The organism is Streptomyces sp. NPDC059169, assembly GCF_042755225.1.
In the GTDB taxonomy this organism is placed as follows: domain Bacteria; phylum Actinomycetota; class Actinomycetes; order Streptomycetales; family Streptomycetaceae; genus Streptomyces.
In genome coordinates this window covers 44550-64703 of record NZ_JBHZCF010000023.1, presented here as the reverse complement: position 1 = coordinate 64703, position 20154 = coordinate 44550, and the positions used below count along the sequence as shown (strand labels likewise).

The window sequence follows — 20154 nt, the reverse complement described above, 5'->3', positions numbered from 1 at the left end:
CGGGGCCTGAAGCCGATGAGGATGTGCTAGACGGCGGGCCCCGACAGCAGGTCCCAGCCTCCGTCGACGGTGATCACCTGACCCGTCACCCACGAACTCGTCGGTGCCGCCAGCTGCGTGATCCACGAGGTGACGTCCTCCGGCCTGCCGTAACGACCGAGGGGGAAGGTCCGGGCCTTTTCCGCGCGCACCGCTTCGATCTTCTCGTCGCTCCAACCGGCGGCCCGGGCCGTGTCGATCAGCCCTTCGGTCTCCACGCTCCCCGGCGCGACGGCGTTCACCCGGATGCGGCGGGGAGCCAGTTCGCTCGCCCAGGAGCGGGTCAGACTGTCGACGGCCGCCTTGCTCGCCGAGTAGACCGCCTGTCCGGGGCCCGGAAGGTGCCCCATCACACTGGACACGAAGACGATCGAGGCTTCCTCGTTCAGCAGGGGGAGCAGACGAGAAGTCAGGGTGATGGGGCCCGCGAGGTTGGTGTCGAGCACCTGACGCGCGGCGGTGTCGTCCAGGTCGGCCAGCGGCGTGCGCCGCCACACCCCCGCGTTGTGGACCACCACGTCCAGGTGGCCCGCCCCGCTCGTCACCGCCGCCACGACCGCCCGCGCGCCGGACTCGGTGCGGACATCCGCCACCACCGGCCTGACCGCCGGGTGCAGGCCGGCCACGGTCTGCAAAGGCCCGCCCTGGCGCCCCGTGATGATCACCGATGCGGCACCCTGCTCGGCGAGGGCCAGCGCCGTGGCCCGGCCCAGACCCGCGCCGCCGCCGGTGACGACGGCATGCCGGTTCGTGAAAGGCAGATCTGCCATGTTCTTCCTCCCTTGCGGAGTGCTGCGGCGTCAGAAGATGAGGTTTCCGCCGGCCACGGGCAGGAAGGCACCGGTGACGTAGGACATGTCGCTGCTGACGATCGAGGCGACCGCCCGGGCCACCTCCTCCGGCTCGGCGATACGACGCAGGGGGATGCCCCCGATGTAGGAGTCGAGTTGCTTGGCCACGTGCTCCACCTTGACGGCGCGCTCGAAGCCCTCGCTGCGTGTGACGTCGGGGATGACGGTGTTCACCCGGATCCCCTGCGGGCCCAGCTCGACCGCGAGGTGTTTCATGGCGGTCTCGACGGAGACCTTGGCGAGAGCGTGTCCGAGTCCGCCGGCCATGGTGCGCCGCGGGTAGATGGCCGAGATGAAGACGATGTTGCCACTACTGCGCTCGGCCATCCGCGGGGCCAGCGCGTACGCGGGCACCATCGCGGCCCGGAACTGCGCGGCGATCTCCTCCTGGAGCTCGTCGACGGTGTGATCGAGCGCGGGACCGCGCAGGACGTCGTCGAACCCGGTGGCATTGAGCACGAGCGTGTCGATCGGTCCCAGGTCGTCCTCGACCGCGTCGATCATGCTCTGCACCTGGTCCGCGTCGCGAACGTCCGCCTGATAGGCCTGGGCGCGGCCACCTCGTGCCCGGATGTCACGCACACCCTGTTCCGCGCCCTCGGCCGACTTCCGGTAGTTGATGGCGACTGCCGCGTTCCGCCCGGCAAGTTCAGCCGCGATCACCGCGCCGATGTTCCGGCCTGCCCCGGTGACCAGGGCCACTGTTCCCTTGAGGCTCGTACCTGTGGTCATGCGCCTGCACGTTAGGGACCGCTGACCGAGAGCCCCTTGAGGCGCCTTCGAGCCGTATCGGAGTAGACGCGGGCACCATCACGACGAGGACCGGAGACACCCGCGGGCGTCTCCGGTCCTCGTCGTGGCCTGGTCGGCCCAGGGCTTTCGGTCAGTTCACCTGAGCGAAGGAGGGGTGGGGGCGGGGCGTCCTCGGGGGGAGTCCCCGCACATCCGCCTCGAGCACGCTCTGGTGGATGATCTGCAGGTTCGCCGACGGGGCCAGGCCCAGCTCCTGGTCGAGCAGCCGGCATGCGTGATCGTACGCGTGGAGGGCGTCCCTGCGGCGTCCGGTCTGGGTCAGGGCGATCATCAACTGCCCGTGGAACCACTCGTTGTACGGGTAGGCGTGCACCAGTTCACTCAGCTCCGGGATCAGTTTGCGGTAGCGTCCCACTTCCATGTCGGCCTGGATGCGCAGTTCGAGTCCGCTGACGTAGCGCTCGTTCAAATGCGTCACATAGCGCTGCAGCAGGGGGCCGTGGGCGACATCGGTCAGAGCCTGGTCACGCCACAGCGCCAGAGCCGCGCTCAGCCGCTCGGAGGCTTGCAGGTGCTGCCCCTGTTCCATCAGGGCAGCACCTTCCTCCATCGCCGTGTTGAACTCGTGGTAGTCCAACTGGTCGTCGCCGACATGGAACACATAGCCCAACGGATTGGTGGCGATGACCTTCTTTCCTGTCTCGTCGCCCATCAGCCGAGCCGTGGCCTTGCGCAGTTGGTAGATGTACGTCTGGGTGGTGGTGACGGCACTGTGGGGAGGCGTCTCGCCCCAGAGTTCCTCGACGAGGGAGTCGATGCTGACCAGTTGATTCGAGCGGAGCAGAAGCAGTGCGAGTACTTGCCGAACCTTCGGGGCTTGGGGAGTACAGACCTGCTCGTCATGGCTAGCCTCGAGCGGGCCCAACACTTTGAATCTCAAGGAGATCTCCAGCTGTTTAGGCTGCAGCGATGAATGGGGCCAGGTGGAAGCTAGCCATAGCGAGGAGCTCAACTCAACGGGGGTACACCCAAGGTGTCATTGTGACGGATGATGCGGCCGGGGTCATCCGGCAGCGGGATCGTGGCCGAAACACAACCGTTGCAACGGAAGACCGGTCAGACCCATCTCGCGCACCGCGGAGAGGCGGTTCAGCAGCGGATAGACGTGGCCGCGCAGGAGTCCTCGCCCGGCGGGCGGGATCAGGTCGGACACCTCCGCCACGTTGGGCAGGGCACGCAGCCTGTCCTTCTCGGCCGCATCGATCGCCCAGGGCATCGGTGGGCTCGCGTACCCCCCGCTGGTCTTCATCTTCCCGGCCAGGGTCCGCTCGCTGAACCAGGGAGGGACGCCGTCGAACACCAAGGCGGCGCCGGGGAAGCGCCGGGCGCACGTCGTGATGAGCGTATGCACCTCCTCGGGCTGGAAGTACATGAACAGACCCTGGGCCGTGAGCAACAGCCCATCGGAAGCGTCGACGTGCTCCATCCACTCCTCGGAGAGGGCGGAGCAGGCAACCGTGCGCTGGCGGGGCTCTTCGTCGGGCAGGAGCTGACCACGCAGCTCCACGATGTCCGGCAGCTCGACCCCGAGCCAGCGCACCTGCCCGTTGTCGACGCGCCAGAACTGCGTCTCCAGCCCTTCACCGAGCGCGACGACTTGCCCGGACGGGTGCTCCCTCAGAAAGGCACCGACTTGCTGGTCGAAGCAGAGAACCCGCAGAGCCTGCCATTGACCGAGCTTCCCTTTGCCGAATTTTTCCGCGAAGGGGTAGTCGATTAACCGCACCAGTTCCACTGCTTTGGGGTCCCGCAGAATCGCATCCCGGCGACTGGCCTCGGCGGCCCGCTGATACAGATTCCACAATAGTGACTCGGACACACCACTCAGATCAACCGGCAGATTGGGGGAGTCGGCCATGTGTGCTCCTCATGTTTCTGGCTGAAGATCAGCCGGAATCTAGACCATACGATCAGCCCGGGCAAGCCGCTCCTGGACCACGCCGATGAGCGACCTCGGAGTCTTCACACTGGCGAACAAGTCGTCCGGAAGCTCCACGCCGAATTCCCTTTCGATGACACTCAGGGTCTCCAGGAGCGCCAGCGAGTCGTACCCCAGGCTGCTGAACGTGCTGTCGAGGATATCCCCGTCCAGGACGCCGACGCCGTTCTCACCCGCGCACTGGCGCAGTATGCGGCGCACATCGTCGATCGTGAACACACTCGTCTCCCAACTGTTCATGCGAAATGTCGCACGATGGGCCGTCGTTGTGGTGCGGACAGCGTGACCAAGTGCCGTCGAGAGCCGATGGCGCTGGCATCGAGGCGCCGAGCCCGATGATTCGAACCACGGACGAACCCCGCTCGAACGGGACCCGTCACTCTCCTCATCGAGCCCGACGGCTAGGCGGAAGGCAGGACATGCGGGAAGTGACGCTCGGCGGCTCGGCCCTGGTGGTCCCCGCCCTCGGAGTCGGCTGCATGAGGCTCACCGACGTCCGTACCGCGGCGGACATCGTGCTCCGCGCAATCGATCGGGGCATCACGCTGTTCGACACGGCCGACTACTACGGACAAGGCGCATCCGAGACCACGCTGGGCCTGTCCCTCTCCCGGGGGCACAGGGACAGGGCCACGCTCGTGACCAAGACCGGCATCGTGCACCGGACAGGAGCTCCCCCGACGGTCACGGGCAGACCGGCCGACATCCGCGCCGCCTGCGAGGGCTCCTTGCGGCGGCTGATGACCGACCGGATCGACCTGTACCTGCTGGCGCGGGTGGACCGGACGGTCCCCATCGAGGAATCGGTGGGGGCCATGGCCGAACTGGTCACTGAGGGAAAGGTCCGCCACATCGGCCTGTGCGAGGCGGCCCCCGGCACTCTGCGCCGGGCCGCCGCCGTCCATGGACTGGCCGCGCTCCAGTCGGAGTACGCGCTGTGGGAACGCCACGTGGAGAACGGGATCCTCGACGCCTGCACCGAGCTGGGGATCGGGTTCATCGCCTGCCGGCCGCTGGGCCTGGGCCTGCTCGCCGGCGCCACCGTCGACCCCGCCTCGTTGCCCCACGAGGACTGGCGGCGCAGGGACCCCAGATTCGAGCCGGCACATCTGGCCCACAACGCAGGGCTGGCCCTGCAGCTACGACGTCTCGCGACAGCCCATCACATGACCGCGGCCCAACTGTCCCTGGCCTGGCTGGCCGACAAGGGGGTCGTCGCCCTCGCGGGCATGCGCCAGGAGAAGCACCTCACGGAGAACGCCGCGGCCATGTCCATGCGGCTGCCCCAGGAGCTGCGCGCGCAGCTCGACTCCCTGTTCAGGCCCGGCAGCACCGGCGGAGCGCGCTACGCCCCGCTCCTGCTCGACCTGATCGATCAGCACAGTTCGTGAACAGGACACGGAGATGACGTTATGCCGGACGAAAGCAGGGCGATGAGACGGCGCGTGGTGATCACCGGAATCGGGGTGGTGGCCCCGGGAACGCCGGGCACCCGGCCATTTTGGGAGCGCGTTGTCGCGGGCCTTCCGGCGACGCGGCGAGTCACCCGGTTCGACCCGTCAGGCTTCAGGTCCCAGATCGCAGCCGAGTGCGACTTCTCCCCGGAGGAGGCGGGGCTGACGCCGCAGGAGATACGCCGGATGGACCTCGCCGCACAGTTCGCGGTGGTCTCGGCGAGGGAGGCCCTGGAGGACAGCGGGCTTCGCGAGTCCGCTCTGGTGGCCGAACGAACCGGCGTGAGCCTGGGCAGTGCCGTCGGCTGCACCATAAAACTGGACCAGGAGTACAACGTCCTGAGCAACGGCGGCAAGGACTGGGTCGTGGACCCGCAGTACGCACTGCCGCACCTCTTCGACTACTTCATCCCCAGCTCGCTGGCGGCCGAGGTGGCGTGGGCGACCGGCGCCGCCGGCCCGGCCGCGGTCATCTCGGCGGGCTGCACGTCAGGCCTGGACTCCATCGGGCACGCCTGCGACCTCATTCGTGAAGGCTCGGCGGACGTCATGATCAGCGGCGGGACCGATGCGCCGCTGTCGCCCATCACGGCGGCGTGCTTCGACGCGATCAAGGCGACCTCCAACCACAACGACGACCCCCCGCGCGCGCTCAGGGCCTTCGACCGCACGCGCAACGGGTTCGTCCTCGGCGAGGGCGCCGCCGTCCTCGTACTGGAGGAACGCGAGCACGCGCTGCGCCGCGGAGCCCGCATCTACGCGGAGATCCTCGGGCACGCCACACGCAGCAACGCTTTCCACATGACCGGCCTGCGACCGGACGGAGTGGAACTGGCGGCAGCCGCCACGACCGTGCTGGAGGAGGGCGGGGTCACCGCGGCGGACGTCGACTACGTCAACGCCCACGGCACAGGCACCAAGCAGAACGACCGGCACGAGACGATGGCCGTGAAGCGCGCGCTCGGCGAGCACGCCCATCGCGTCCCGATCAGTTCGATCAAGCCGGTCACGGGCCACTCGCTGGGAGCGATCGGCTCGATCGAGGTCGCCGCCTGCGCCCTCGCCCTCACGCACGACGTGATCCCTCCCACCGCCAATCTCAACGAGTCCGACCCCGAACTCGACCTCGACTACGTCCCCTTGGTGGCTCGCGAGCAACAACTCAACGTCGTACTCAGCCTCGGCAGCGGATTCGGCGGTTTCCAAAGCGCCGTTCTGCTGGCCGACGCGGATTGGACCGCAGCGTGACAGCAGTGATCACCGGCATCGGAGTAACGGCACCGACCGGCCTCGGCACCCAGGAATTCTGGGGCGCGACGTTGGACGGAAAGAGCGCGATCGCCTCCATCAGCCGTTACGACGCCAGCAGCTACCCGGTACGGCTATGCGGCGAAATCACCGGGTTCGACGCAACGGAACACATTCCCGGCAGGCTGCTTCCGCAGACCGACCGCATGACCCAACTCGCGCTCACCGCAGCGGACTTGGCCCTGGCGGACGCCGGCCTCTCGGCGGACGACCTGAACCCGCAGAAGACAGGCGTGGCGACGGCGGGAGCAGCCGGCGGATTCGAGTTCGGCCAGAAGGAACTGCAGACACTGTGGAGTCAAGGACCGCAGTACGTCAGCGCGTACCAGTCCTTCGCCTGGTTCTACGCGGTCAACACAGGGCAGTTGTCGATCAAGCATGACACGCGGGGGCCCAGTAATGTCGTGGTGAGCGAGCAGGCGGGCGGGCTGGACGCCCTGGCCGTCGCCCGCCGGCGCATACGCCAGGGAACGACGGTGATGATCGCCGGTGGTCTGGACGCGCCGCTGTCCCCGTGGGCGATGGCCGCGCAGATACCGAACGGGCGGATGAGCCGGTCCCTCGACCCGGACCGGGCCTACCTTCCGTTCCACGAGGACGCGTGCGGCTATGTCCCCGGCGAGGGCGGGGCGCTGCTCATCGTCGAGGACGAGCGGACGGCTCGGCGTCGTGCGGCTCCGCGGATCTACGCCAGGATCGCCGGCCACTGTTCCACCTTCGACTCCGATCGCCGAGGCCCCACCCGCCTCGCGTCCTGCATCGAAGGCGCGATCGCGGACGCGGAGCTGTCACCGCGGGACATCGATGTCGTCTTCGCCGACGCTGCCGGAGTTCCGGCGCTGGACCAGGACGAAGCGGAAGCCCTCGTGCGGGTCTTCGGCCCCCGGCGCGTCCCGGTCACCGCGCCGAAGACGATGACGGGCCGCATGTACTCGGGGGGCGCGGCCGTGGACGTCGCCATGGGGCTGCTCGCACTTGCCGACGACATCATCCCGCCCACGGTCAACGTCGGCAGACCGGCGCCCGGGTACGGGATCGATCTGGTCACGTCGGTGCGCCCCTCGTCGGTGAACACCGCCCTCATCATCGCGCGGGGCTATCACGGCTTCAACAGCGCGCTCGTCCTAACCGGCGTTGATGGCGAAAACGTCGATTTCGTGCCAGAAATAAACCCTGAACAGACAAGGCGTTCAAGAAAAGGTCAATATATGGTAAAGGAGGCGTAAATTGTAATGTTCACATTGTATCGGTGCGGCAAGTCTTGATTGTAATGTAAACCGACCCCTGATGACCGAACTCGATGTGGAGTGTCCAGCATGCCCGATTGCAACGAGCTGACGCAGATACTCATCATCGACGACCACCCCCTCTTCCTGGAGGCACTGCGTTCGACGCTGGAAGTGGAGGAGGATTTTTCGGTGGTGGGGACGGTCAAGTCCTCCAGGGATGTCACAGCCAAGGTTCGGGATGCGCAGCCGGACATCATCATCATGGATACCGTGCTGCCGGGCAGATCCGTCATGAATCAGATAACCGACATCGAGAGAATAGCGCCGAATTCACGCGTCATCATGCTGACCATGCAGGACGACCCGTTCCTGATTCGGCAACTCCTGACGCAGGACAACGTCCGGGGTTATCTCCTCAAAAGCACCACACGAATGATGTTAATCGCCGCCATTCGCGCCATACATGCCGACCAGAGCCGCATCATCGTTTCAGCTTCACCGATGAGCCTCAAGTCGGATGAGCGCAGGGTGTTGTCGGACCGTGAATGCACGGTATTAGAATTAGTGGCCGAGGGATTGAGCAACGGGCAGATCGCCTCGAGACTCGCCATCGCCGAAGCGACCGTCAAACGCCATCTCCGCAACACGTACACCAAGCTGGGAGCGGTGTCCCGGATGGATGCGGTCAACAAGGCGGTTGCCGCATCTGTCATCGAGGCGCCGAACCTGGTACGCGGCCCGCTCGGAATTCCGGCGGGTTCGGTGGGGTTCGCCAGGTAGTGCCCGCCCGCCTGTCACTTGAAGCAGAGGGGCCCGGCCACCCGCGACAAGCCGGTTCGCCACTTGAGGAACCGTACGGACCTCCAAAGGCACTACGGCCCCTACACGGGGATGCGTAAGCAGGGCTGTCGCCTTCCGTGCCACCCGTCGTGGGCGTTGAACGGCGGGCGGCGCACCAGCGTCGTACTCGCCGACGCACTGAGCCTTTTTCAACCTCGTGTTGCGGCGTGGTGAAGGACGAGGATGGCTTTCACGATGTCGGTGATGCGGTTGGTGCTGCGGCGGAGCTTTCGCAGGAGGCGCCAGCCCTTGAGGGTGGCCATGGCCTGTTCTCCGACGCAGCGGATCTTGGCGTGGCTGCTGTTGTGTTGTCGCTTCCAGCGCTTGAGTCGGCGGCCCCGGAAGGGGACTCGGATATGGCGGCCGGCGCCTTGGTAGGCCTTGTCGGCCCAGCGCTTCAGTCCTGCGGCGGCGAGCGCGTCGACGATGCCGTGGCTGCGGGCGGCGGTCAGGTCGTGGGTGGAGCCGGGCAGGGCTGGTGATGCCCAGAGGAGGCGGCCGAACGGGTCGGTGAGGACCTGCACGTTCATGCCGTGCCGCTTGTGTTTTCCCGAGTAGTGCGGGGTGTCGGCGGCAATCCGGTCGATTGGCAGCAGGGTGCCGTCGAGGATCACGAACGCCTTCGTCTGGGCCGTCCCCATCGCCTTGGCCAGCGTCGGTGCGAGAGCGGCCAAGACCTCGATGGCTTCGCGTATGTACCGGTAGACGGTCGCGACGCCGATTCCGAACCCAGAGGCAAGCTGCGTGTAGGTATCTCCGCACCGCGGATGGGCCAGTACGAGCAGGGCCTGACGGCCGACGGGTAGGCGCCGCCACCGGGTCCCGATCTCTTGCTGCCGGATGATGAGCTGCTCGGTCAGGTGCCGCAGGGTGCGGCTGGACAGATCGATGGAGGACGGGTAGACAAGCAAGTGAAGCTCCTGGCGGCACGGGTGATCTTGGTCGAGAACCCGTCTACCAGGAGCTTCGTCGTTCCGTACAGCCCTCACCCACCAACACCACGACCACGCAGCCAGGTTGGAAAAGGCTCACTGATCGCCGACGACTTTCGCTCGCCCTAAGGAGCAGCAACAGGGCGGCCAGAGCGGCCCTGCCACATCCGCTGAACTGATCGACGATGCCGAAGCCCGCCTGGCCTATGTAGCTGTCACCCGGACCCGCCGGCGCCTGGATCTCGGCGGACTGTCCTGGATTCACAACAACTCCGCCACCCACCAGTGACTAGCTGCCCCAGGGTGCCGTCCTTCACCTGCTTGCAGTGCTGACACGAAAGCGACGACTTCTCCGTTTGTCGTTTGCGGCTTGCGGTGTGCAGTTGTGATGATGTGCCGTATGTCTGAGCACGGGGATGAGGTCGACGGGCCGCAGAGGATTCCACGGTCGCGACTTGCGGACTACGCGGAGATGGCGGTGGCGCCACCGGCTCAGGCACCGATGGCGGCTTCGCGCGAGCACCGGGAACGGGAAACGCAGCACGGTGAGCAGCCATCCGTTCCGGAGTCTACTTATGAACCAGCACTCCCTAGTCCCGAAGTAGCCTCTCGCAGAAGCGAGTTCGCGGCCCTGCTCGGCGAGTTCCGCCGCACCCCCGTGCTTGTCCCGCTGGGTGACGGCTCCGGACCGGACGAGGAACGCGGTTTGCTGACCGCAGACCTCAATGGCATCCGCTTCATTCTGGCCTTCTCTGACGAGCAGGCACTGGCCCGCTACGCGGTGGCACGCGGCGAGGCGGCGCGTGAGTGGAGGTACCAGACCGTCCTCGGGGCACGTCTGCTGGATGTGGCCGTTCCCGCGGCCGGGGTGCCCTGCGGGGTGGTGCTGGACTGCGCGGACGGCGAGGAAGGCATGGTGTTCCCGCCGGTGCGCGGGATCGTGCCGGACGAGGTGGCATTGGACTTCGACATCGACGCCGACAGGGACGCGGGGGGCGCGGCATGAGTGTTGACGGCAAGGACCTGAAGACGGACGGGCTCGCTCTGATCGCCAAGGGCCTGACCGAGGCGTTGGAGGAGTTGAAGGAGCTGGGCATGGTGGGCGAGGCCGGTGCCGGGCGCGGCTTCTCCGACATCGCCCTGTCCGGGCTGGAGCTCGGCCACGAGGGGCTGACGGGCGACTTCACGTCGTTCTGTGAGCGCTGGGAGTGGGGGGTGCGGTCGCTGATCAACGAGGGAAACGGGTTCGCCGAGAAGACGGGTCTGTCGGCGGGTACCTACTACGAGACCGACGAGTACGTCGAGGGCACCTTCAAAGTCGTCACCAACGCGGCCATTGGCAATCCGTACGCCTCCGAAGAGGAGGTCGAGAAGATGGGCTGGGGCGACATCGCCACGTCCGGCATCTACGGCGGCAATGTGGACTACAGCCAGGAGTCCATGCACCAGGCCATGGACAACAGCGGGCAGGCATGGGTGGACGCGGGCCGAGACGTCATGACCTCGCGCACCATCGGGCCGACGCCGGGCCTGAACCCGGAGAACCTCCATGGCGCATTCGGGGTGTCGGACGAGGAGTACAACCAGTACCTGGACGACACCTTCGGCCCCGAGGCCCGCGCCAAGGCGGCCGACCAGCAGGGCGGCGAGCGCTGATGGGACTCGGAGACCTCACCAACTCGCTCCTGGGGGGCGCGGAGGACCTCTACGACGCGGGCAAGAAGAAGCTCGGCGAGGGCGTCGACTGGGCCACGGACAAGGTGGGCGAAGGGCTGGACAAGGTCGGTGCGCACGACTGGGCCGACAGTGTCGAGGACTGGGGCGACGACATCGCCTCCGACCTGGGCGCCACCCCCGGCGAGCAGCAACTCGGCCAGACCGAGGAGGCCAACGAGCTCGTCCACGGCAATCCGGACAAGATCCGCGAGAGCGCCAACCACCTGAAGGATTTCCACGGCGCCTTCGACAAGGTCAGCTCGGGCCTGAAAAAGGTCGACTCCTCCGGCTGGCAGGGCGAGGGCGGCGACGCGTTCCGGGAGAAGTTCGGCGTCCATCCCACCAAGTGGGCCCAGGCTGCCGAAGCCTGCGCATCGGCGGCGGGGGCACTGGAGTCCTACGCGGACACCGTCAAGTGGGCGCAGGGGCAGGCCAAGGAGGCCGTGGAGCTCTACAAGAAGGGTGTGAAGGCGTCCAAGGACGCGGCCGAGGCGTACAACAAGAGGGTCGACGCCTACAACGCCAAGATCAAGGCGAACGAGGACCCGGGCCCCAGGCCTGAGCCGTTCAAGGACCCCGGCAAGGCCGATGTCAAGGCGGCCGCCGAGAAGCTCGCCGAGGCCCGCAAGCAGCGCAACACGGCCGCCTCCGAGGCGCAGGGCAAGGTCAAGGCGGCCCTCGCGCACGCACCCGCCGAACCCCCGCCGCTGGAGCGCCTCGGCAACAACCTCGCGGACGGCTACCAGGCCGTCAACACCGAACTCACGCACGTCGTGGGTGGCGCCCTCAAAGGCACCGCGGGCCTGCTCAACTTCGCCCGCGGCCTCAACCCCACCGATCCGTACAACCTGACCCACCCGGCCGCCTACGCGCAGAACCTCAACATGACGCTGGCCGGCCTGGTCTCCACCGCCTCCCATCCCGAACGGGTCGTGCAGGCCGCCGTGGACGGCTTCAAGAAGGACCCCTCCGAGTTCATCGGCCGCCTTATCCCCGAACTCATCGGCACCAAGGGCGCAGGGCTCGCGCGGGGCGGGCTGCGGCTCGCACTGAAGGAAGGAGCGGAGGGGGTCGCGGAGCAGGGGCTGCGCAAGACCGCGCGGAATGCGGTGGAGGACGGGGCAGAGAATGTGTCGCGGCGGCCGGGCGAGAAGGTCCTCGCGAAGGACCCCGTCGATGTCGCGACCGGCCGTGTAGTACTGCCGCAGACCGATGTGTCCCTCCCGGCTGGGCTGCCTCTGCTGCTGAAGCGCCAGTTCGAGTCGTCGTACCGCCTGGGCGGCTGGTTCGGTCCGAGCTGGTCCTCGACGCTCGACCAGCGCCTGGAGATCGACGCGACCGGCGTCGTCCTGGTCGGCGAGGACGGTGTGACGCTCGCCTACCCGCACCCGGCACCCGGCGTGCCGACCCTGCCCAGCCACGGCCCGCGCTGGCCGCTGGACCGGGTGCACGACGGCTACACCGTCACCGACCCGGAATCGGGCCGGGTACGGCATTTCGCCGACCGCTCCGACACTCTGGCGGTGCTAGAACAGCTCGATGACCGCAACGGCAACTGGATTACCTTCGAGTACGACGCCGACGGCGCACCCCGGTCGCTCACCCACAGCGGCGGCTATCGCCTACGCGTGTCGACGGCGGACGGACGTGTCACCGCACTGCACCTGGCCGGTGCGGCAGCGGACGGTGGGGACCAGGAGCTGATCCGCTACGGCTACGCCGACGGCCACCTCACCCAGGTCTTCGGCTCCTCCGGCCGCCCCACCCGCTTCGAGTACGACGAACCGGGCCGCATCACGTCCTGGACCGACACCAACGGCAGCCACTTCACCTACACCTACGACGACGAGGACCGCTGCACCCACCAGTCGGGCGCGGCCGGCCACCTGCGCTCGACCTTCGCCTACGGGCCGGCCGACACGGACACCGGCACGCGCACGACGACCGTCACCGACTCGTACGGTCACACCACCCGCTATCTGATCAACCGGCGCTGCCAGGTGATCGCCGAGACGAACGCCCACGGCGCGACCACCCGTTACCATCGCGACCGCCGCAACCGCTTGCTCTCCCTGACAGATCCGCTGAGTCACACGACGTCGTTCCAGTACGACGAGAAGGGCCGCCTCTTCGCCGTGACGCGCCCGGACGGGCGCGAGGGGCGGGCGGAGTACAACGAACTCGGCTTGGCGGTCAAGCTGATAAGTCCGGACGGGACGGCAGTCCGGCAAAGCTTCGACGAACGGGGCAATCGCACCTCGCTGACCGATCCCGCGGGCCGGACCACGCGTTTCACCTACAACGAGGCCGGCCACTTGACATCCGTGACCGACCCGATCGGCCACACCACCGGCATCGTCTGCGACCGGGCCGGGCTACCGTTGACGGTCACCCATCCCCTGGGCGCGGTGACGCACTACGAGCGCGACGCCTTCGGCCGTCCTGTCGTCATCACCGATCCGACTGGCGCCACGAGCCGCCTGGAATGGACGGTCGAGGGCCGTCTGACCCACCGTACCGCTCCGGACGGAACGAGCGAGTCCTGGACGTATGACGGCGAAGGCAACTGCACCAGCCACACCAACCCCCTCGGTGGCGTCTCCCGGTTCGAGTACACCGATTTCGATCTGCTCACCGCTCGCACCGGCCCGGACGGAGTGCGGTACGAGTTCGCGCACGACCGCGAGCTGCGCCTCACCAAGGTCGCCAATCCGCACGGCTTGAGGTGGAGTTACGAGTACGACGCGGCAGGGCGCCTGATCTCGGAGACGGACTTCGACGGCCGCACCCTGACATACACCCACGATGCCGCCGGCCGACTGGCCTCGCGCACCAACGCGCTGGGCCAGACGGTGACGTTCGAACGCAACGAGCTGGGGCAGATCGTCTGCAAGGACGTGGCCGGCGCGGTCACCACCTACGCCTACGACCTCACCGACCAGGTGGCGCAGGCCACCGGCCCGTACGGCAGCACGCTGGCGGTGCTGCGGGACCGTTTCGGCCGGGTGCGGGAGGAGACGGTCGACGGCCGTCGGATGACATACTCCTACGACGAGTCAGGCCGCCGTACGGGCCGCAGGACGCCGTCCGGTGCGACGACGACGTGGTCGTACGACGCCGCCGGACGCCGCACCGGCATGCTCGCCTCCGGTCGGGCCATCGACTTCACCTACGACGAGGCGGGGCGCGAGCTGACCCGCCGCATCGGCGAGGCGCTCACCCTGGAGCACACCTTCGACATCATGGGCCGCCTGGCCACCCAGGCGGTGACGGGCGCGGGCGCCACCCCGGTACAACAGCGCGCGTACACCTACCGCGCCGACGGTCACCTGATCGGCATCGAGGACCGGCTTTCCGGCTCCCGCCGCTTCGATCTCGACGCGGTCGGCCGCGTGACAGCGGTGCACGCGACCAACTGGACCGAGACCTACGCCTACGACGAGACGGGCAACCAAACCCAGGCGTCGTGGCCGACCGGTCACCCGGGACAGGAGGCCGTGGGGACCCGGTCATACACGGGCACATGCGTGACCCGAGCCGGCAACGTCCGCTACGAACACGACGCCCTGGGCCGCATCACCCTCCGTCAGAGGACCCGTTTGTCCCGCAAGCCGGACACCTGGCGCTACGCATGGGACGCCGAGGACCGCCTAGCCTCGGTGGTGACCCCCGACGGCACCTGCTGGAGCTACACCTACGACCCACTGGGCCGCCGCACCGCAAAACTGCGCCTGGCACCGGACGGTGAAACCGTCGTCGAACGGGTGGTGTTCACCTGGGACGGCACGACCCTGTGCGAGCAGACCACCACGTCCGCCGAGCTGCCGCACCCGGTCACCCTCACCTGGGACCACCAGGGCCTGCGTCCGCTCGCCCAGACGGAGCGCATCACCGCTCCCGACACGCCGCAGGAGGAAATCGACTCTCGCTTCTTCGCCATTGTCACGGACCTCGTTGGCACGCCGAGCGAACTCATCGACGAACACGGAGACATCGCCTGGCGCACCCGGAGCACCCTGTGGGGAACGACGGCCTGGGCCGTCGACAGCACCGCCTATACGCCCCTCCGCTTCCCCGGCCAGTACTACGACCCCGAAACGGGCCTCCACTACAATTACTTCCGCCACTACGATCCCGAAACCGCCCGCTACCTGACCCCCGACCCCCTCGGCCTGACACCCGCCCCCAATCCCGCCACATACGTCGCGAATCCGCAAACGTGGAGCGACCCGCTCGGCCTTTCTCCCTGCACGGCCGAGGGCGGCATGGAGTACATGAGCGACAGCGGTATCCCCTCGGGGTCACCGGTGACGCACGGGGAGACAGCTACGCTGGTCGGTGAGGACGGGCCCAGCGTGAGAAACTTCCGCAATGTCCTGAACCAAGGCGAGCACGACGTGGTTGCTCATGGTTCACGGGACGGCTTCTTGGAGACTCCGGACGGCCCGGTGAACGGAGGCCAGCTCGTAGATGCCATCCGCAACAACCCGAACTACAACGGTGGGCCGCTTCGTCTCATGGTATGCCATTCCGGGGCGGACAGCTCAGGAATCGCCCAGCAGATAGCCAACGAAATGGGCGTCACCGTAAGGGCACCCACGGACAGGGTAGGCACCAATCCGCTGCTCGGCCCGGGACAGATTCCGCAGATCGACAACGGCGGATACTGGCGGACCTTCCTTCCCATCATCGGAGGCTAAGATGAAGTTGATCGGTTTTTATCAGGAAATGGATCCAGGGTACTCGGTGGCCTGGGGTGGTCCCGTACCTCCGCCTGAATCGGGTGCGGGCAAGTATCCGGTCCGAGATGTAATCAGCTACCTGAAGTCCGGATATCCCATCCTCGACGTGATGGAGTTGACCACTGATGTCATTGGTGGCGCCTTCCGTGTGCCGGGCGGATCGTCCGTACTCACGGATGGGCAATTCGTATGGCGCGAGGACCTGGCATGGTACATCGAGCGATACCAAGTCGACCTTCCGCAGGATTTTATTGATACTGCTCAGAGTCATGACTTTCGCACACCTCCAGTCGGCCATGAAGCACTGCTCAATATCTCCGTTGAAGTGAGCCGTGCACTCGGATTTCAACCAAAACCATGAGCAGACCTGGCTACTGTGCTGGGTGAGGGCGGTTTCGCTACGCCCTGGAGTGAGGGAAAACGGTCGCTCCCGTCCTTGTCCCTGTGCATTCCGACGCGGCATTTTCGCGTCGCAATGCGGCGGGCTGCCGCGCGATCGGTGCCTCACACATGCTCCACGCGGCCCTCGGCGGCAGTCCCAGGTCGGCTCCCTGGCTTCCAGGCCTAACAGCAGCTAACACAATGAGCCTTTTCCAACCTGGCTGCGTGGTCGTGGTGTTGGTGGGTGAGGGCTGTACGGAACGACGAAGCTCCTGGTAGACGGGTTCTCGACCAAGATCACCCGTGCCGCCAGGAGCTTCACTTGCTTGTCTACCCGTCCTCCATCGATCTGTCCAGCCGCACCTGACCGAGCAGCTCATCGAGTAATCGTCAAGACCTGTGGACAGGTGGGTTAGAAGAAGCCGATCGTGTCCTTGAGGAGCCGGAGGGCCTTTGCGTGGATTGTCGCGTTATTGCGCCACGTCTTCTCGGCCTGCACGCTGGTGATGGTGACGCCAGCGTTTCCGGCCGGGTTCTCGGCTGGCGACAGGTGACCGCAAGCGATCAGGACGCCGATGCGGAAGACGGCGATGCCCAGCTGCCGGGCGGCCTCGGGCTGACGCGTGGGAGTGTCTAATCAACGGCGGATCTGTTGATCATGGAGACGCCAAGTGAGTGAGATGAAGATTGAGCAAGAGCCCGCGGCCGAGTCGGTTGATGTGGCTGCGTCGGACGAGCAGTTGATCGCGATGCTGGTCGACCGGGCCCGGAACGAGGGCCTGCAGCTGACGGGCGAGGGCGGGCTGTTGCAGCAGCTGACGAAGCGGGTGTTGGAGTCCGCCCTGGAGGGCGAGATCACCGACCACGTCGGCTACGAGAAGCACGACCCGGCCGGGAAGAACAACGGCAACAGCCGCAACGGCACCCGCGCCAAGACGGTGCTGACCGACGTCGGCCCGGTCGAGGTGAAGGTGCCGAGGGATGTGGCCGGCACATTCGAGCCGCAGATCGTCAAGAAGCGGCAGCGCCGGCTGACCGGCGTCGACGAGATGGTGCTGTCCCTGTCCGCGAAGGGGCTCACGCACGGAGAGATCTCCGCCCACCTGGCCGAGGTCTACGGCGTCGAGGTGTCCAAGCAGACGATCTCCACCATCACGGACAAGGTCATGGAGAGCATGGCCGAATGGCAGAGCCGCCCCCTAGACCGCGTCTACCCGGTCCTGTTCGTTGACGCCATCAACGTGAAGATCCGCGATGGGCAGGTGGCGAACCGTCCCATTTACGTGGTGATGGCGGTGACCGTGGACGGCACTCGCGACATCCTCGGCATCTGGGCCGGAGACGGTGGCGAGGGCGCCAAGTACTGGCTGCACGTCTTCACCGAGCTGAAGAACCGCGGCCTGGACGACGTGCTGATGCTGGTCTGCGACGGACTCAAGGGCCTACCCGACGCGGTGGAGACCGTCTGGCCTCGCACGATTGTTCAAACATGTGTCGTTCACCTGCTGCGGAACAGCTTCCGCTACGCGGCCCGCCAGGACTGGGACAAGGTCGCCAAGGCACTCAAGCCCGTCTACACCGCACCCAGCGAGGACGCGGCGACCGAGCGGTTCCTGGAGTTCCAGGAGGCATGGGGCCGCAAGTATCCGGCGATCGTGAAGCTGTGGTCGGACGCCTGGGCCGAGTTCGTGCCTTTCCTCTCCTTCGACGTCGAGATCCGCAAGGTCATCTGCAGCACGAACGCGATCGAGAGCGTCAACGCGCGAATACGCAAAGCCGTTCGCGCCCGCGGGCACTTCCCCTCGGAAACCGCCGCCCTCAAATGCGTCTACATGGCGCTGATGAGCCTCGACCCGACCGGCAAGGGCCGCAAGAGGTGGGCCATGCGCTGGAAGGCACCCTTGAACGCCTTCCAGATCGCCTTCGAAGGCCGACTCACCCCGGCCAACAACTGAACCTAAACAACCAAGATCAGCCGTTAAATTGACACACCCAGAACTGGCCGTACGAGGAGAAGGTGATGGGCTGGTCCGGCTGGTCCATGGACACCGGCTACTCCTACTCCACCGACGGACGGCAGGACCGGCCCGGCGAATCCGGGTACTCCACCGCTGGGTTCCGGCCCGCTTGGTGGATCAACGCAGCGCAGCGCGACCTGGTGAAGCCGCCGCTGGACGCGTTCTGCAACGCCACCAACAACTGCAACGCCGCAAGTCCGCCGGACTGCCCTGATGCGGAGTGCTACAAGCAGTACTGGTGGCGCGGGTCGAATGTGACGTGGAAGAAGAGCTGCTTCATCGACTGCGGCAACGAGAGCATCAAATACGCCACGCTGCGCGAGGAACCGGGCCGCGGGTACCGGTTGGAGTACGGCACCCCGAAGTGCGACGCTGCCCCCGCGGGGGCGCTGATCGTGGAGTCCGTGCCCGACAATATCGACACCTACAGTGACTGCGGGTCCAGCGGCACTGACGCCGGGCACTTCCAGTTCACGTTCTACCCCAACCCGGCAGCGATCGAGCCTGGCTTGGGCCCGTACCAGGCCAAGGGAGACCTGCACCAGATCGGCGGCGGGCACGGCGGCCACTTCTGGTACGCGCACACCCGCGATACGGCGCATCTCGGCGGGGATTCCGGGCTGATGACCATCAAGGGCACCTGGACCCTCGACAAGAACATCGAATGGGCCCGCGTGCTCGTGCATCTGCCGGATACAGGAGCGCACACCCGGCAGGCGGCGTATGTGATCGGCGGCGCTGACACCACCAGCAAGGTGAGGATCGTCGAGCAGCGTGCCAACCGGTGGGTCAGCCTCGGCGCTTTCCGCTTCACCGGCACCCCGACGATCACCCTCACCAACGCCACCGCTGACGGCACCGCCGACGAGGATGTCGCGTGGGACGCCGTCGCCTTCCAGCCCCTTCCCAGCAAGCCGAACCACATGGTGGTCGGGATGGGCGACTCCTACTCTTCCGGTGAAGGAGCATCCGACCCGGGCAGCGACGACTATTACCCCGAGTCCGACTACTACAACAAGGTGTCGGGCGACAAGACGAAGAACACCTGCCACCGTTCCCGGCACGCCTGGTCCCGCCGCGCTGTCTTGCCCGGCGAACAACTCTCCGTCGGGGAGCTGGCGGACGTGTGGAGTGCCAGGATGGACTTCCAGTTCACCGCCTGCTCCGGCGCTCGCCACTACAACATCCTCAGCATCACCTCAGATTCTGGGGAACTACCACAAATCGAGCAGGGCTACCTGGACCAGCACACCACGCTGGTCGCCATGTCGATCGGCGGCAACGACATGGCGTTCGCCGACGTCGTCAAGAAGTGCATCACGAGCGTCACCGACGTGTGCCAGAACGGGTCGATCAAGGCTCGCAACCCCGACACCGGGAAGGCATACGACACCGACACGCCCGCTCTGAGGGACTGGCTGCCGGCATGGGCACACACCTCCATCCGGCCCCGCCTGGTGAAGACGTTCAAAGCCCTTCACGACAAGGCACCCAACGCGAAGATCGTCCTCATGGGCTACCCCAGGCTCCTGGAGAAGCGCGGCTCGTGCGTGCTCGGTATCGGTACCGAGGAGGCGCCATGGCTGAACGATATGGGTGACGTCGTCGCCACCGAGATGAAGGGAGCCGTCAGTGACGCCGGCTCGTACGCGGTGTTTGCCGACCCACGGGCTGCGTTCGCGGGGCAGGCGATCTGCGGAGACCCGGAGACGATCCACGGCATCGTCCTCACCGGGCACTCCAAGGCTGATACCAAGCCGAACTCGATGAAGTCGTTCCATCCCAAGGTCTCGGGAACTGCTCACTACGCGAAGGCGTTCCAGGATGCCCTCGCCCGGTAACAGCCGACTATGAGTTCTGGGGCGCCGTACGACGCGGCGCCCCAGAATCTC

16 protein-coding genes are annotated in these 20154 nt (G+C 66.6%); 10 read left to right on the top strand and 6 right to left on the bottom strand.

Annotation, left to right across the window (positions count from 1 at the left end):
* Nucleotides 1-26 precede the first annotated feature (26 nt).
* The 5 genes from ACFXOM_RS31975 to ACFXOM_RS31955 all read right to left on the bottom strand — a co-directional run bounded on the left by ACFXOM_RS31975 (nt 27) and on the right by ACFXOM_RS31955 (nt 3882).
* Nucleotides 27-809, bottom strand: a complete 783-nt coding sequence (locus ACFXOM_RS31975; RefSeq protein ID WP_384927625.1) for an SDR family NAD(P)-dependent oxidoreductase — start codon at nt 807-809, stop codon at nt 27-29.
* A 30-nt stretch (nt 810-839) separates the two neighbouring features.
* On the bottom strand, nt 840-1622 hold the full coding sequence (locus tag ACFXOM_RS31970) for an SDR family NAD(P)-dependent oxidoreductase (protein ID WP_384927623.1): 783 nt from the start codon (nt 1620-1622) through the stop codon (nt 840-842).
* Nucleotides 1623-1773: 151 nt separating this feature from the next.
* Nucleotides 1774-2583 carry a BTAD domain-containing putative transcriptional regulator gene (locus ACFXOM_RS31965; protein WP_384927621.1) on the bottom strand — a complete coding sequence of 270 codons (810 nt, stop codon included), beginning with the start codon at nt 2581-2583 and terminating at the stop codon, nt 1774-1776.
* Nucleotides 2584-2706: 123 nt separating this feature from the next.
* Nucleotides 2707-3561, bottom strand: a complete 855-nt coding sequence (locus tag ACFXOM_RS31960) for a class I SAM-dependent methyltransferase (RefSeq protein WP_384948540.1) — start codon at nt 3559-3561, stop codon at nt 2707-2709.
* A gap of 39 nt (nt 3562-3600) precedes the next feature.
* Nucleotides 3601-3882, bottom strand: a complete 282-nt coding sequence (locus tag ACFXOM_RS31955) for an acyl carrier protein (RefSeq protein ID WP_384927617.1) — start codon at nt 3880-3882, stop codon at nt 3601-3603.
* 179 nt (nt 3883-4061) lie between these two features.
* Here ACFXOM_RS31955 and ACFXOM_RS31950 point away from each other — a divergent pair, with 179 nt between their 5' ends.
* The 4 genes from ACFXOM_RS31950 (at nt 4062) to ACFXOM_RS31935 (ending at nt 8413) form a co-directional block, all read left to right on the top strand.
* Entirely contained in the window at nt 4062-5033 is a 972-nt protein-coding gene (locus tag ACFXOM_RS31950; protein ID WP_385040816.1) for an aldo/keto reductase, read from the top strand.
* Nucleotides 5034-5075: 42 nt separating this feature from the next.
* Nucleotides 5076-6344: a beta-ketoacyl-[acyl-carrier-protein] synthase family protein gene (locus tag ACFXOM_RS31945; protein ID WP_384927613.1), complete on the top strand. Its 1269-nt coding sequence runs from the start codon at nt 5076-5078 to the stop codon at nt 6342-6344.
* Nucleotides 6341-7630: a ketosynthase chain-length factor gene (locus ACFXOM_RS31940; protein ID WP_384948534.1), complete on the top strand. Its 1290-nt coding sequence runs from the start codon at nt 6341-6343 to the stop codon at nt 7628-7630. Before ACFXOM_RS31945 ends, ACFXOM_RS31940 begins: the two co-directional genes overlap by 4 nt.
* A gap of 90 nt (nt 7631-7720) precedes the next feature.
* The gene (locus tag ACFXOM_RS31935; protein ID WP_384927610.1) at nt 7721-8413 is read left to right on the top strand and encodes a response regulator; all 693 of its coding nucleotides are present in this window, start codon (nt 7721-7723) and stop codon (nt 8411-8413) included.
* Between the two features lie 209 nt (nt 8414-8622).
* Here ACFXOM_RS31935 and ACFXOM_RS31930 read toward each other — a convergent pair whose 3' ends face one another.
* A complete protein-coding gene (locus tag ACFXOM_RS31930) occupies nt 8623-9384 on the bottom strand; it encodes a transposase family protein (RefSeq protein ID WP_385040813.1) in 762 nt (253 codons plus the stop codon).
* Nucleotides 9385-10111: 727 nt separating this feature from the next.
* On the opposite strand from ACFXOM_RS31930, the gene ACFXOM_RS31925 reads away from it, so the two are divergent.
* The 6 genes from ACFXOM_RS31925 to ACFXOM_RS31900 all read left to right on the top strand — a co-directional run bounded on the left by ACFXOM_RS31925 (nt 10112) and on the right by ACFXOM_RS31900 (nt 20103).
* On the top strand, nt 10112-10411 hold the full coding sequence (locus tag ACFXOM_RS31925) for an SseB family protein (protein ID WP_385040810.1): 300 nt from the start codon (nt 10112-10114) through the stop codon (nt 10409-10411).
* Nucleotides 10408-11061 carry a hypothetical protein gene (locus ACFXOM_RS31920; protein WP_384943221.1) on the top strand — a complete coding sequence of 218 codons (654 nt, stop codon included), beginning with the start codon at nt 10408-10410 and terminating at the stop codon, nt 11059-11061. Before ACFXOM_RS31925 ends, ACFXOM_RS31920 begins: the two co-directional genes overlap by 4 nt.
* Nucleotides 11061-15821, top strand: coding sequence for a putative T7SS-secreted protein (locus ACFXOM_RS31915; protein ID WP_384943223.1), 4761 nt, complete (start codon nt 11061-11063; stop codon nt 15819-15821). Before ACFXOM_RS31920 ends, ACFXOM_RS31915 begins: the two co-directional genes overlap by 1 nt.
* Nucleotide 15822: 1 nt before the next feature.
* A complete protein-coding gene (locus ACFXOM_RS31910; RefSeq protein ID WP_384943225.1) occupies nt 15823-16224 on the top strand; it encodes a hypothetical protein in 402 nt (133 codons plus the stop codon).
* A 769-nt stretch (nt 16225-16993) separates the two neighbouring features.
* A complete protein-coding gene (locus ACFXOM_RS31905) occupies nt 16994-18199 on the top strand; it encodes an IS256 family transposase (RefSeq protein ID WP_385040844.1) in 1206 nt (401 codons plus the stop codon).
* Nucleotides 18200-18264: 65 nt separating this feature from the next.
* The gene (locus ACFXOM_RS31900; RefSeq protein ID WP_385040807.1) at nt 18265-20103 is read left to right on the top strand and encodes a hypothetical protein; all 1839 of its coding nucleotides are present in this window, start codon (nt 18265-18267) and stop codon (nt 20101-20103) included.
* Nucleotides 20104-20154 lie beyond the last annotated feature (51 nt).